The organism is Mucilaginibacter sp. Mucisp86, from assembly GCF_047324315.1.
In the GTDB taxonomy this organism is placed as follows: domain Bacteria; phylum Bacteroidota; class Bacteroidia; order Sphingobacteriales; family Sphingobacteriaceae; genus Mucilaginibacter.
Map to the genome: position 1 here is coordinate 4,292,559 of NZ_CP168503.1, position 13,443 is coordinate 4,306,001.

The 13,443-nt window shown below is 42.0% G+C and carries 9 protein-coding genes and 1 tRNA gene; 4 read left to right on the top strand and 6 right to left on the bottom strand.

Annotation, left to right across the window (positions count from 1 at the left end):
* The first annotated feature begins 312 nt into the window (after positions 1-312).
* The 4 genes from ACEN9X_RS18260 (at position 313) to ACEN9X_RS18275 (ending at position 6,480) form a co-directional block, all read left to right on the top strand.
* Positions 313-660: a hypothetical protein gene (locus ACEN9X_RS18260; protein WP_413666476.1), complete on the top strand. Its 348-nt coding sequence runs from the start codon at positions 313-315 to the stop codon at positions 658-660.
* 119 nt (positions 661-779) lie between these two features.
* Positions 780-2,204 (top strand): TolC family protein, encoded by a 1,425-nt coding sequence (locus ACEN9X_RS18265; RefSeq protein ID WP_413666477.1) that lies wholly within the window; start codon positions 780-782, stop codon positions 2,202-2,204.
* A gap of 11 nt (positions 2,205-2,215) precedes the next feature.
* Entirely contained in the window at positions 2,216-5,383 is a 3,168-nt protein-coding gene (locus tag ACEN9X_RS18270; protein ID WP_413666478.1) for an efflux RND transporter permease subunit, read from the top strand.
* 11 nt (positions 5,384-5,394) lie between these two features.
* Positions 5,395-6,480 carry an efflux RND transporter periplasmic adaptor subunit gene (locus ACEN9X_RS18275; RefSeq protein WP_413666479.1) on the top strand — a complete coding sequence of 362 codons (1,086 nt, stop codon included), beginning with the start codon at positions 5,395-5,397 and terminating at the stop codon, positions 6,478-6,480.
* A 251-nt stretch (positions 6,481-6,731) separates the two neighbouring features.
* Here ACEN9X_RS18275 and ACEN9X_RS18280 read toward each other — a convergent pair.
* The 6 genes from ACEN9X_RS18280 to ACEN9X_RS18305 form a co-directional block, all read right to left on the bottom strand.
* Positions 6,732-6,803, bottom strand: a tRNA-Arg gene (locus ACEN9X_RS18280).
* A gap of 341 nt (positions 6,804-7,144) precedes the next feature.
* The gene (gene aqpZ, locus ACEN9X_RS18285) at positions 7,145-7,852 is read right to left on the bottom strand and encodes an aquaporin Z (RefSeq protein ID WP_413666480.1); all 708 of its coding nucleotides are present in this window, start codon (positions 7,850-7,852) and stop codon (positions 7,145-7,147) included.
* A 142-nt stretch (positions 7,853-7,994) separates the two neighbouring features.
* On the bottom strand, positions 7,995-8,726 hold the full coding sequence (locus ACEN9X_RS18290) for a sensor histidine kinase (protein ID WP_413666481.1): 732 nt from the start codon (positions 8,724-8,726) through the stop codon (positions 7,995-7,997).
* A gap of 176 nt (positions 8,727-8,902) precedes the next feature.
* Positions 8,903-9,637 carry a LytR/AlgR family response regulator transcription factor gene (locus ACEN9X_RS18295; RefSeq protein WP_413666482.1) on the bottom strand — a complete coding sequence of 245 codons (735 nt, stop codon included), beginning with the start codon at positions 9,635-9,637 and terminating at the stop codon, positions 8,903-8,905.
* Between the two features lie 223 nt (positions 9,638-9,860).
* Positions 9,861-12,008, bottom strand: a complete 2,148-nt coding sequence (locus ACEN9X_RS18300) for an ATP-binding protein (protein WP_413666483.1) — start codon at positions 12,006-12,008, stop codon at positions 9,861-9,863.
* Complete coding sequence (locus tag ACEN9X_RS18305) at positions 11,998-13,077, bottom strand: histidine kinase dimerization/phospho-acceptor domain-containing protein (RefSeq protein WP_413666484.1); 1,080 nt, start codon at positions 13,075-13,077, stop codon at positions 11,998-12,000. The genes ACEN9X_RS18300 and ACEN9X_RS18305 overlap by 11 nt, the downstream gene beginning before the upstream one ends.
* Positions 13,078-13,443 lie beyond the last annotated feature (366 nt).

The window sequence follows — 13,443 nt, forward strand, 5'->3', positions numbered from 1 at the left end:
TTCCAGATATTCCCGTGACAAGTTAACAGGGCAAATCGTCAATTGATGAATCAGCATTACGAGCTTTTTCGGATGAACTGCTGCTCCCATTAGTTCTCAAACCACTTTCAACGACTGTTTTTGCCCGTTTAACGAATACCAACTGAAACCTCTTAACGGGCATTCTATCTTTATATCAATAAAAATACGATCATGGGCTTATTAGTTTTCGCGACGAGATTAAAAAGTATGCGGGATAAGAAAATGCCCCGGTATCGGCCAGGAAAGGAAATAGTTAAATAACCCGTTCATAATTAAGCTTTACAACCTGCAATGAAAAAGCTACTGCATAACATATTGAAACTATTGCTCATTGCCCTGATCTTCATAGGGTTGCAGGGGAGGGTGCTTGTGCGTTATGCCGTTTTTTTCAACAAGAATGTCTCAACCGAGGCCAGTCATTCAAAAGGTATCCATGTCCGGGCCGGCATTATTCATTGTAAGCTACAGTCGTATACCCAGCAATTCAGGCATTTCGCACTTCCTGCCGAAATAAGCCTTGTCACCTTTGGTATTCTTGTTCTAATCATCTTCATAGCGCTTCCCCCTTTCCGGGAAGTTTTTCTTCCTGTTGATCCCATTCCTCTTTTATACCTCAGAGGGCCTCCATCTTTCAATTAAAATATCCGAGCAGTCGGCTTCATGCTGATTGTCATTGATAGGGCCGGTTTTGCCGTGCTATCTAATAGCTATTAATGGGCCTTTTCGGGCCTGTAACACGCATATTTTAATTTTTTTATATGAAAACGAACATAAAGTTTTGGGTTTTCGGCCTCATGGTAACGTTATACCTGGGATTGAGAGCGCTGCCTGCAGCGGCTCAGGAAAACAATAGTAATGTCCTGAGTATGAAAGAAGCCCTGCAATTAACACTCTCACGGCAGGAATTGTTAAAAGCAAAGGCTAATTATGCCAATGCTTCCAAAGAAAACATCACCGCAGCCAGGCGCGATGGATCACCGGATTTCATTCTTTCCGCGCAACAGGGCTACGGCACAATTAATGGCCTCAACGGGCTTCCTTCAGGTATTAACGGGTTGATCTCCACTACGTCAGGTCCGGTTTCCGCTTCTCAAAACTGGAACGCCGCTTTTGCCGCACTCTATTCTTCAGAAATCAACTGGAATATTTTCTCATTTGGTTTACAAAAAGCTCATGTGGCCGACGCTAAAGGAATTTATGACCGGGATGAAGCCGACCTTGAACAGGAAAAGTTTCAGCAACAAGTAAGAGCAGCATCAGCTTATCTGAATTTACTTGATGCACAACGTCTCCATTATTCTGAAGAGGTAAACCTCTCCAGGGTTTCGGCGCTGAGGGATGTGATCCTCACACGTACAGCTAACGGTTTAAACGCAGGGGTAGATAGTTCTATAGCCAATGCGCAACTATCGCAGGCTAAGAATGCCTTAACAGACGCGATTGCTTTTGAACAGAAACAGGCTGCCAACCTGGCCATACAATTAGGCATAACCAAACAGGACTTTTTGTTAGATAGCTTATATATTAATCAGCTACCCGCGCATTTGCCGCAACGCCCTGTTTATGATATCTCCAATCACCCTCAATTGAGGTTCCTGGCAGAGCGGGTAAAAAGCAGCGAGCTCGATGCGGCTTACCTCTCCAAAACCAGCCTGCCTAAGGTTTCATTTTTTGGTACGTTGCAAGATAGGGGCTCCGGCTTCGGAACCGGTTATAATCCAGCTGATCCCGGCAGTTATAATCAAGGTTACTTTAATGGTATTGCACCCTTACGTGGCAACTATCTCATTGGAGTAGGCGTTTCCTGGAACCTGTCAAATATAGGCAGGGTGAGTTCCAGGCTCAAGAGCCAGCGTTACTATGCCGACGGACTAACCAACGAGTATCATTACCAGGAAACCAGCCTCACCAATCAGCTGGAAGAAGGCAATAAGCAATTGGCCAACGCCCTGCAAAAATACCGGGAAGCCCCCATTTTACTAAAAGCGGCCAGTGACGCTTATGAACAAAAAAAGACCTTATATAGCAATGGCCTTGCCACTATAGTTGATGTAACACAAACGCTGTATGATTTGAACCGGGCAGAGACAAATAAAGATATCGCCGGTAACGCGGTATGGCAGGCATTGCTTTACATGGCCGGATCATCGGGGAATTTAGACCTGTTCACAAACCAATATTAAACACAACGATCATGAATCTCATTCAATCTTCATTAAGGAAGCCAATAACGGTGATTGTCGTTGTGATTGGCGTAGTACTGGCGGGGATTATTGCCGCCACAAAAATCAATATTGATATTTTTCCGAACATTAACCTGCCTACCATATACGTTTCGCAACCTTACGGTGGTATGTCGCCTCAGCAAATGGAGGGCTTTGTTTCCACCAATTATCAAAACTTATACTTATATGTAAGCGGTATCAAATCAATAGAAACCAATAACATAGAAGGCTTAAGCCTGCTCAAGCTGAGTTTTTATGATGGTACAAATATGGCGCAGGCAGCGGCAGAAGTTACCTCGCTTACCAACAGGGCTTTCGCCGAAATGCCACCGGGCACACCACCGCCAATCATTATTCGCTTTGATGCCTCTACGTTACCTGTGGGGCAGTTGACTATCAGCAGCTCGAAACGCAGTAATAACGAACTGCAGGATTTGGCCAGTTTATATGTCAGGCCCAATTTTTCTAAAATAGCCGGTTTAACCTCGCCGCCACCTATTGGCGGTAATGCCAGAACTGTTGTTATTAATGTTGATCCAGACCTGATGCGGAGCCATGGCGTAACTGCCGACCAGATCACCGCGGCGATAAAGGATAACAACCATGTCTCGCCGGCAGGAACCGTCAGCATCGGGCATACATCTTACCTAACACCTTCCAATACCGTATTGAACAAGGTTAAAGACTTTGAAAAAATCCCGCTGCTTTATCAGAATGGAGCAACCATCTATCTCAAAGATGTGGCAAGGGTAGTAGATGGAGCTGATATTACTACCGGCTTTGCTTATATTAATGGTAAAAGGGCAATTTACATCCCAGTAATCAAAGCTTCCAGCGCCTCCACCTGGTCGGTAGTTCAGGATCTGAAAAAGGCAATTCCAAACATGCAAAGCCTTTTGCCGCCGGATGTTTCGTTAAAGTTTGAGTTTGATGAGTCCGTTTATGTGATCAACGCGGTAAAAAGTCTTATCAGTGAAGGTGTTACAGGGGCCATCCTGGCAGGATTAATGGTATTGCTGTTTTTGCGCGATAAGAGAAGCGCTTTTATTGTAGTGGTGAATATCCCGCTTTCTGTAATTATAGGCACACTGGTATTGAAGTTGTTTGGGCAAACGCTGAACATCATGACCCTGAGTGGCCTTGCGCTTGCTATCGGTATCCTGGTAGATGAGTCGACCGTAACGATTGAAAATATTCACAGGCATATGGAAATGGGCAAGAAAAAGGCCCGCGCGGTAGCTGACGCCTGCGAAGAGATAGCACTGCCAAAGCTCCTGATCCTGCTCAGTATCCTGGCAGTTTTTGTGCCTGCCTTTTTCATGACCGGCGTACCGCAGGGTATGTTCCTGCCACTCTCGTTAGCTGTAGGATTTTCCATGATAGCGGCATTTCTTTTATCGCAAACCCTTGTGCCGGTGTTGGCTAACTGGGTGCTTAAAGTTCCGGAACATCATGAAGAAAAGCCCAAAGCGGCGGATAAACCAAACCGGTTTGACCGGTTTAAGGCAGCTTGTGTGCAAATGGTAAAATGGATGATGAACCGTAGCCGAGCAAGTGTCGCGCTTTATGTGGCCATTTCTTTCGTCATAGTTGGTTTCAGCGTATCCATAATAGGCAAGGATATCCTGCCTAAACTAAACAGCGGGCAATTCCAGGTGCGCATCAGGGCACCACAGGGAACCAGGCTTGAACAAACCGAAAAAACTATGCTTGAGGCCCAGCAGGTATTATATCAAACTGTGGGCAAAAACAATGTTGATATCATATCTGCTTTTGCAGGGCAGCACCCTTCTTCGTTTCCAACTCTGCCGGTCATTTTGTTTATGAGCTCTTCCAATGAGATTGTCATGCAGGTTAACCTGAGCGACAATTACAAGGCAAACATCCAGGATGTTAAGGAAAACCTGAGGAAGGCACTTCATAAAGCCATGCCGGATGTTACACTATCATTCGAGCCGATTGATTTAACCAGCAAGATCATGAGCCAGGGTTCATCAACCCCTGTCGAGATAGCTGTAATTGGCAAAAATATAGCCCAGGGGCAGCAGTATGCAGATACCCTGATAGCGCAGTTGAAACAGGTTCCTTTTTTACGGGATGTTCAACTGAAAGAACAGCTGAAAAGCCCCGCAATCCATATCAATATTGACCGCGACAAAGTAATGCAGATGGGCCTTACCATGACACAGGTTAGTAATTGTATTACCCAGGCCACATCGTCCAGCCGCTTTACTGATAAGATTTTATGGCTTGATCAAACCAATGCCAATTCCTATAATGTGCAGGTTGAAATACCGCAACCCGATATGGGCAGCCTTGATGATCTTGCCGAAGTTCCGATATTCAAAAATAGCGCAAGACCTGTACTTGGCGATGTTTGCACCTTTAACATGCAGCCAATAGTGGGCGAATACGATCGTAAAGGGGCTACACGCTACTTATCAATTATAGCTAATATTTATAATAAAGACCTCGGCTCCGCCTCGGCAGCTGTAAATAAGATCCTGAAAAACAGCAACACCCCGCCGCGCGGAATTTCGGTAGAGGTAAGGGGATTAACTGTCCTGCTTGATCAAACGCTCGCCAGTCTGCAATCTGGCCTGTTAATTACTATTATCGTTTTACTGCTGATGCTGTCTGCAAATTACCAGTCGTTCCGCTTAGGTTTTACTGTAATTACAGCGATACCGGGCGTATTGGTAGGCTCCCTGCTCATCTTGCTGGCGACTGGGTCAAGTCTTAATCTTCAATCGTATATGGGTATTATCATGTCTGTCGGTGTTTCGGTTTCCAATGCCATCCTGTTAATTTCTAATGCAGAAGAAATCAGGAAAAGCGGTAAAGACGCCATGGAATCAGCTATAGAGGCGATGGAATTAAGGCTCAGGCCAATCCTGATGACCACTATCGCGATGATTGCAGGGATGATCCCAATGGCAACCGGACTGGGTGAAGCCGGCGGACAAACAGCGCCTTTGGGCAGGGCTGTTATAGGCGGGTTAATTGCCTCAACATTTGTTTCCCTGTTCATTTTGCCGGTAATCTTTTACCTGGTGCAGCGAAAGTCTACCACCAATAGTGTTTCGCTCGATCCTGACGACAAGCTAAGTGTATACTTTGATCCTAAAAACTCATAAAAAAAGAAATCATGAAATCATATCAATATATCCTGTGCATGCTGGCCGGTAGCCTGCTTGCCTCATGCGGAAGTAATCAAAATAAACAACCCGTTCAATCCATGCAAACCACCCCGGTTATCAGGCTACGGGAAGGCGATTTGCATACCAGCATGAGCATTCCAGGTGTGCTTCAACCTTATCAGGCTGTTGACCTTTATGCTAAGGTAAACGGGTTTATCAAAACGATGACCGTAGATATCGGCAGCCAGGTGCATAAGGGCCAGTTGCTCATTACGCTTGAAGCTCCGGAAATGATTGCCGCGCTTAAGCAATCGCAAGAAGATCTTCACACCAAAGAAGCAATTTATCGCGGTAGTAAAGCTACCTATGACCGGCTTTACAGAACGAGCCGGACCCCGGGAACCATATCGCCCAACGACCTGGAACTGGCGCATGCCAAAATGAGCGCCGACAGCGCTTCACTGCTTGCGGCCAGATCGGCCTACCAACTGGCTGGCGATTTAAAGGACTACCTTGAAGTTAGGGCCCCGTTTGATGGCGTGATCAGCTCACGTAATGTGTATGCGGGAGCTTACGTTACCCCATCGGACAAGAGTTCCAATAAACCGATGCTCACCCTTCAGCAACAAACCAAATTACGCCTGGTTGTAGATGTACCGGAGGCGGCAACAGCTTACTTCTCCGATAAGGATACTGTTCATTTTTCGGTAAAGACATTACCAGGCAAGCAATTTGCAGCCGTAGTGAACCGGAAATCCGGCAGTATGGATCAAACGCTCAGAACAGAGCAGATGCAGATGGATATTGTTAACAATGACAGGCAGTTGTTGCCCGGCATGTTTGCCCAGGTAAGCCTTGAACTTAGCAATGCACAAAAAACCTTTATCGTACCCCAAAGTGCGGTGACACAAAACTCACAGCGCGTATTTGTAATAAAGGTTATTAACAACAAAGCACAGTGGGTTGACGTGCAGAAAGGAAGAGAAACTGCCGACAGCCTTGAGGTTTATGGTAAGCTGCAAACAAATGATATACTGGTTACCAATGCTACTGATGAACTAAAGGATGGTACACCGATCAACGTAAAAAGATAAATACCAAATTAACATCACGAATTGAGCTTCATGGTTGTTTAAATAAAAAGGCTAATGCGATGTGTGTTAGCCTTTTTATTTAAGGAGTTCCGCCGGGATTCGAACTCATGGTCTCAACATTAAAAGTATTACGCTCTGTCAACTGAGGTATGAAATCAAAATTTCAACCTTCGGGCATCGTTGCCATTTCGGTTTCAGGGAACTTCAAATATGGTTTTAAATAAAAAAAGCCTTCTTTCAAAGGCTTTTTGTGCTCCCGACGAGATTCGAACTCATATCGATGGTACCGGAAACCATAATTCTATCCATTGAACTACGGAAGCAGATTGTTTGGCAAATATAGACTATTTTGGAAAGTTTAAAACTTCTACTTTTCTTTTCTTGAGCCGGTTCCTAACAAATATCTAAATACCGGAAATAGCATAAATATTTAAACAACGGCTTATTGACTATACTGGCGCAAATCATCACTAACTATTGGGAAATAGTAGCCAGCCGCCAGGTTGCGCCCAGACCGGGCTACCTGACTAATTCTTAAATGGGGATGTGTTGATAATTAATATATTATTGCGTTTTTGTTTGAACTCTTAACTGTTTAACTATATTTTATCTCACCATTGAAGTATGAAGTATAGTTAAATAGTTGATACTGAAGTATAAATGGCTATTCTTTTTCAAGAATGTAACGCCAGGTTACCGCGCTCAAAATACTGCCTAAAACAGGAGCCAAGATAAACAACCAAAGCTGAGATATTGCCGGCCCGCCGGTAAACAGGGCTGGTCCAATACTCCTGGCTGGGTTTACAGATACACCAGTTACCGGTATGCCTACAATATGAATAAGAACCAGACTTAAACCTATTGATAAGCCTGCAAATCCTCCATGTATGTTTTTGGTAGAAGTAGCACCAAATATCACCAGCAGAAATATAAAAGTAAATATAGTTTCGGCTACAAAGCCTGCCATTAAACTGTAATGAGCAGGCGATGCTTCACCATAGCCATTTTGCCCCAGTCCGTTAGTTATAACGTTGTAATCTTGCTTACCGGACGCGATGAGCAACAAAACGGCTGCCCCGGCAATCGCGCCTAGAACCTGGGCTATAATATATGAAACTGCCTCCTTACCTGTCATTCGGCCGGCTACAACCATACCTATGGTAATTGCCGGGTTAATATGGCAACCCGATATATGGCCAATAGCATAAGCCATGGCCACAACCGACAGGCCAAAGGCAAATGCTATTCCCAATAAACCAACCCCGGTTGTGCCGTTGGCCCCCGCAATAACCGCGCTGCCACAACCCATTAATACAAGTACCATTGTACCCAGAAATTCGGCAAAAAACTTTGATTGTAAATTTGGTTTCATTTGTAACAGTTTATGATCGTGATAGTACTTCAGGGATTATAGGTACAAATAAAATTAAATTGCAGATGCCCGGTTAATCGGTTCGATAGAAGGCCGATTTCGACCGACAGAAAGCTAATAACAGGAGATGACTTTAATTATTTCAGGCAACAGCAATGGCCATAGCTGATGTTTTAGGCAATGCATAGTAAAAAGTAGTTCCCTCACCAATTGTCGATTCGGCCCATATCCTTCCATTCATTTGCGTTATCATGTCATGGCAAATGTTCATTGCCATTCCCGCCCCTTTTAAAAGCCCGCTTGCGGCAGGATCGGTATCGTTTAAATGAAATAATTCCAGGATTTGGGAGGCAGACATGCCGTTACCCTGATCGGTAAAAGCTACTGTGACCCAATTCTCATCTTCGCTGCATGTTACCCCAATTATACCTCCTTCGGGAGAGTATTTGGTTGCATTGCTCAATATATTCCTGTTGATGAACTGGATCATTTCTTTATGCGCACAGATCAACTGGCGCTCCGGAACTATATTGTACAATATAATATGCTTATTAAGCTGATCGTATAGATATAAGGCGTTGGCTTCATGAATAAGGTCATGAAGTAATAATGGTTCTGTTTTAATTACAAAATCCTTGCTGGCTGATTTTGCCCAATAAAGTAAGCCATTGAGCAGGTCCATACTTTTGGAAGCAGTGTTGCGGAGATCTTCAAACAATAAGTGAATTTCGCCCTCCGATAACGCTTTATTGGTGTGCTTTATCATATCTGCCGTCATAACAAGCGTGGCAAAGGGCTGCCGGAGATCATGAGCCAAAATGGCGATCATTGTTTTATTGAAATTATCCTTTAATTCTGGTTCCTTAGTCCTCATATTTACGCTGATAGTAACATAGCTGATCTATTAATAAGATCAATCCGTCAGCAAAGAAAAATATGTTAAAACAGCAAAAAAAAAGTTTCGACAGACTGGTTATTACGGCAGACGGAATAGTTATTACATCAGACCAATAGTAAGGTACAATCAGGACTATATAACGATGGGAATGTTTATAACCATTGATGTGCAAATTTCCTAAACTCTTCCTTAAACTGTTCTGTTATTGGAATAGTGATTTTGCGTATTTTAATGGTGTTTTTGGTAAGCGAATCTATCTTATCAATAGAAATGATAAACGAACGGTGCACCCTTATAAAACCATTGGCAGGTAGCTTTTCCTCTACAGCCTTCATGGTAGCAAGTGCTTTTACGTACCCTAAATCGCCGGTTAAATAAACTTTTACGTAATCTTTAAAGCCTTCTACATACAATATGTCTTTCAAATAAATCCGCACCATTTCGTACTCCACTTTTAGGAATATAAACTCATTTGGCAGGTAATTTTCTGCATGGGCGGCAGGTTTCTCTTTTTCTGTAAAATATGTTTTTGCTTTATAGGCCGATTTTAGAAACTCTTCATATACAACCGGTTTAAGCAGGTAGTCAAGTGCATTTACTTTATACCCTTCTAATGCGAACCTTTCATAACCGCTAATAAAAATTATACGTGGCGCATTGGCGCCATGGGTAGCCTGCAGCATCCTTGCAAACTCCATCCCGCTCATTTCGGGCATGTCGATATCCATAAATATAAGCTGGATATCCTGCGTTTCCATTGCTGAAAGCGCCTGGGCTGCTGACTGGTAGTAGGTAATTAAATTTAAAAATGGAATCTGGCTTATCAATACTCTCAGGTGAGTAATTGCAAATTCGTCGTCGTCTACAATGATACAATTTATTGACATCGGTAAACTTTTAAACAATAATGGGGCGGCAAAATAAACGCCAATCTTCTGTCGGGAACAGATAAACATGTTTCTGACGAAAGGCACTATCAGGCAATTAAACGGCAAAAAATCCTGTTAATTTGCGATGGTGTTGGCGATGTCAAATATAACTATATATTGAAAAGAAATCAAAAATACGCGTTTTATACTACGCCCATATTAATTTCTGCTATCAGAAATCCTATCCATTTATTTCAATTGCCGAGACAACTTTTTTGAGGAGTTCAGCCTCTGTAAAAGGTTTCTCAATAGCACTTGTAAAATTTTGTTTCAACTTTTGTTCATACGCAGTGGTTAACTCATCCGAGCAGATGGCAATAACAGGTGGTTTATTTAACAACGATTTTGATTCCTTTAAACTAACCGCAAGTTTCACTGCTTCTGTTTCGGATGAGGCCAAATCAACCAATACTATATTTATTGTTTGTTCATCCAGTACTTTTAAAGCGGCTTTCACATCTAACGCCTGATAGAAATTAATATTCCATTTGCTTGTGAGCATTTTAAGAAATGTTAAGCTAAGTTCATTTTGATCAACGGCTAATATATTCAAGCCATTTAATTTCGATGTTAAATTATCACCGGCGTTTTCTGTCGGTTCGGCCGCAATCTTTTTGTAAGGTATAAAGAAGCTGAAAGTACTTCCGGTATTTTCCTTACTTTCTACGTTTATCTCTCCTTCCTGCAATTCTACAAGTTGTTTGCAGATATAAAGGCCCAGGCCGGTACCGGTTTGTCCTTTTGCAGCGTTTGTTTGGTAATATTTTGAAAAAAGCCGCCCTTGCTGCTCTATACTAATACCCGGGCCCGAATCTTTAATACTTACCTGCAGCCTGACGGTGTTGTTTACCTCCGTGAGATTTGCATTGATGCTGACGCTCCCAACCTGGGTGTATTTTATAGCATTACTTAGTAAATTGATCATGATCTGTTTAAGCCTGAAGCTGTCGCCGAGTATCATAGCTGCCTTATCACCTTCAAAACTGTAATTTAAAGTCAAGTTCTTTTTGGTGGCGCTAAACTCCATGTTTTCAACTAATTCATTCAACACAAGATCAGGATTAAAGGGTTCAGAAATGATCTTAAATTCGCTTGTTTCCATTTTAGCGGCATCAAGCGTATCATTTAGGGTGTGCAGCAACATATCAGATGAAAGCCTGATGGAATTAAGCATCTCTATTTGCTTTGCTGAGAGATTTGAGCGGCTGAAAATATATAAAAAACCATTGATGGCAGTAAGCGGATTACGCACCTCATGGCTCATCTGCAATAAAAGGTTCATCTTTTGCTGAGCCATACCAACAGACCGTTCATTCTCATGAACTAAATAGGTTTCTGCCCTGTTGAGGTTAACAATAAACATAATGAGCAGCGCGGCAAATACCAACACGAAGAAGAGTGATGCAAGATAAAATTTATTAAATAATGACGTGGTTTCGCGATAACTCTTAAGCGCGTTTTCTTTAAGTTCGTTTACCAGGCTTGTATTAATATTGTTTATTTCAGTGATAATTCTTTCCAGCTCGCTGTTAATGTGCATATTAAGCACAATCATTTGCTTTTGAGTGGTAAATAACTTAGAGTTTCGTTGCTGTAACTGCTGAAGCTTTTTACTATATATATCCTTTTCACGGCTGGATATCCGCCTGTTTACCGAGTCTATTATTTTGGCGGTTCTGTTGGAGTTTATTACTGTTACATTAGCAATGCCAGCGTTAGAATTTTTATTGGCAATTGCATCCTTTATCCTTGCAAAAAAGCCTTTTTTATTTACTTGTCCATCGGTTTTTATTGTATCGCTGGTTTTAAGCTTTTTGCCTTTCCTTCTGGATGTAGTGGTGTATACATTATCATCGTTAACCGGATTTACACCTGATGAGGCTGTTAAAAGAGAATCAAAACTATGCTTCAATACATACAAATTAGCAGAGAGCTTTAATTTCTTTACATATAGGTTTCTGACTTTTGTCCGTTGTGACTCTGTTAGCTTTGCTGTATCTATATTATCTTTAAGCAAGCTGTCGATAAGGGTGAACGATTGCGCAAGCTTAGCCTTGTACGCATCGTTTTTTAAACCATCGGATGTTAAAAGCGAAGCCTGAAAATCATCTTCGGCTTCGTGAAGCAACAGTAATGCTCTTTGCGATTTAGCCTGATCATATTCAAGGTTCAGGGTTAGCCTGGATAATTCGTTTAACCGATTGGAAACAGAACCATTTACAAACAGGGCAACAACGGCAAGGGCTATAATCAGTGTTATAAACGCAAGCAATATTTTCCGCGAAATGCTTTTAATATTACCGGAACTCAATTCATTTTTATAAAACATTGTATTTATTTATTCTAATTTCCCAGGCGATGGCGCCGTAGCGTTTCTTGTGAGTTAATAATTTGCCGCTATGTTCTGCGAGCATTTTTTCGGCATTGATTAAGCCGTCATACCCGGCGGGGAATGGGTTTGTGTTACTATAAGTTTGCAGTTTCCTGTTTCCAAGGGTCGGTAATCGTTCGTCGGTGATGATCAAACTTGAAAAATAATTTCCTTCAACGCCCGAAATAACAATGTCTCCGTCATGCTTTCCTGCCCCGATAATATAGTTTATAATGTTTACAAACGCTGTCTCTAATATAAAACGATCATAAAATATAAGTTTAGGAAAATCCGGTTTAAAATACAACCGGATATTTTTTTGAGCAAGGCGAGGTTTTAAATTTTGGTAATACGTTATTAAAAAGGGTTTCAGATCAATCAAAACCGGTTGAAAGGTAAACGTGCCCCTTTCAATTTCAGTGCGATGCAGTACTGTATTAAGCAGGTGCGTGGCATAGTCAACATGTCGGCCCAGGTCATAAATTATTCTTTCAAATTGTTCTCTTTCTATATCGGTGTGTTGATTGGATAGGCTATCCAGCAACATTTTTATGTGAGATAGCGGGTTCCGCACATCATGTTTTACCATTGAAAGCAGTAGATTTTTTTGCTGAACAGTTTTGCCCAGCTTATTATTTTGTCGTTCCAGTTCGTCTATATTTAAAAAAGTGAATACAGTTAAATGATCTATTTGAGTTTCATAGATATCGTACCAATAATAGGATCCATCTGCGCAACAAACTTTAGTTTCCAGATGAAAGAATGATCGGCCATACTTTGCTGCAATATTCCGTCTTTTATCGCGGCAGTTCATGATCTCATTTTGATAGTCGGGATCTGGGTATGCTTTCTGAAACCAATCCTGCAGATCGTGAAGTTCATCGTTTGTATAACCTATCCCGGCAACAAACGCACCGTTGCAGTATAAATTTTGATTCTCCGGTGCCGAATTATTAATGATTATAACGGGCGTAATCATAATATTCGCAATTTTAAAGAAACTGTTTGCAGTAGTGATCTTTTCCAAGGATAGAAGGTTTAAGTAAATGTTTTATTGTTGCAAAAGCAAACAGTAATAAAGTTATACTCTGAAATTTCGCTCTTGTGCCGACGTTAAAATACGGTAACGGGATTTGAGGCATTTGGCGCAGAAATATCTTTTAATCGGAAGGAAAAATAATAGATTGCGCCCAAACCAATTTCGTGGCATTTTATAATGGAAGGGTTGTGAACACCTTCTGCAGTGCATAAAGGGCTTATCATTGTAACTCATAAATTCAAATAATGCCTTTTCAGGCTGTGTATCAAATGCAAAAAGATTAATTGTAAATTTTTTTTGGGGGGGGAATGCCCCACAGCGCGTCATCGACTATTTTATCATTGACGCTTTTAG

Coding starts and splice junctions, on each gene's coding strand:
- ACEN9X_RS18290 (WP_413666481.1), bottom strand. CDS start 8,726: ATGAGGACTAAGGAACCAGAATTAAAGGATAATTTCAATAAAACAATG.
- ACEN9X_RS18275 (WP_413666479.1), top strand. CDS start 5,395: ATGAAATCATATCAATATATCCTGTGCATGCTGGCCGGTAGCCTGCTT.
- aqpZ (WP_413666480.1), bottom strand. CDS start 7,852: ATGAAACCAAATTTACAATCAAAGTTTTTTGCCGAATTTCTGGGTACA.
- ACEN9X_RS18295 (WP_413666482.1), bottom strand. CDS start 9,637: ATGTCAATAAATTGTATCATTGTAGACGACGACGAATTTGCAATTACT.
- ACEN9X_RS18270 (WP_413666478.1), top strand. CDS start 2,216: ATGAATCTCATTCAATCTTCATTAAGGAAGCCAATAACGGTGATTGTC.
- ACEN9X_RS18265 (WP_413666477.1), top strand. CDS start 780: ATGAAAACGAACATAAAGTTTTGGGTTTTCGGCCTCATGGTAACGTTA.
- ACEN9X_RS18300 (WP_413666483.1), bottom strand. CDS start 12,008: ATGTTTTATAAAAATGAATTGAGTTCCGGTAATATTAAAAGCATTTCG.
- ACEN9X_RS18260 (WP_413666476.1), top strand. CDS start 313: ATGAAAAAGCTACTGCATAACATATTGAAACTATTGCTCATTGCCCTG.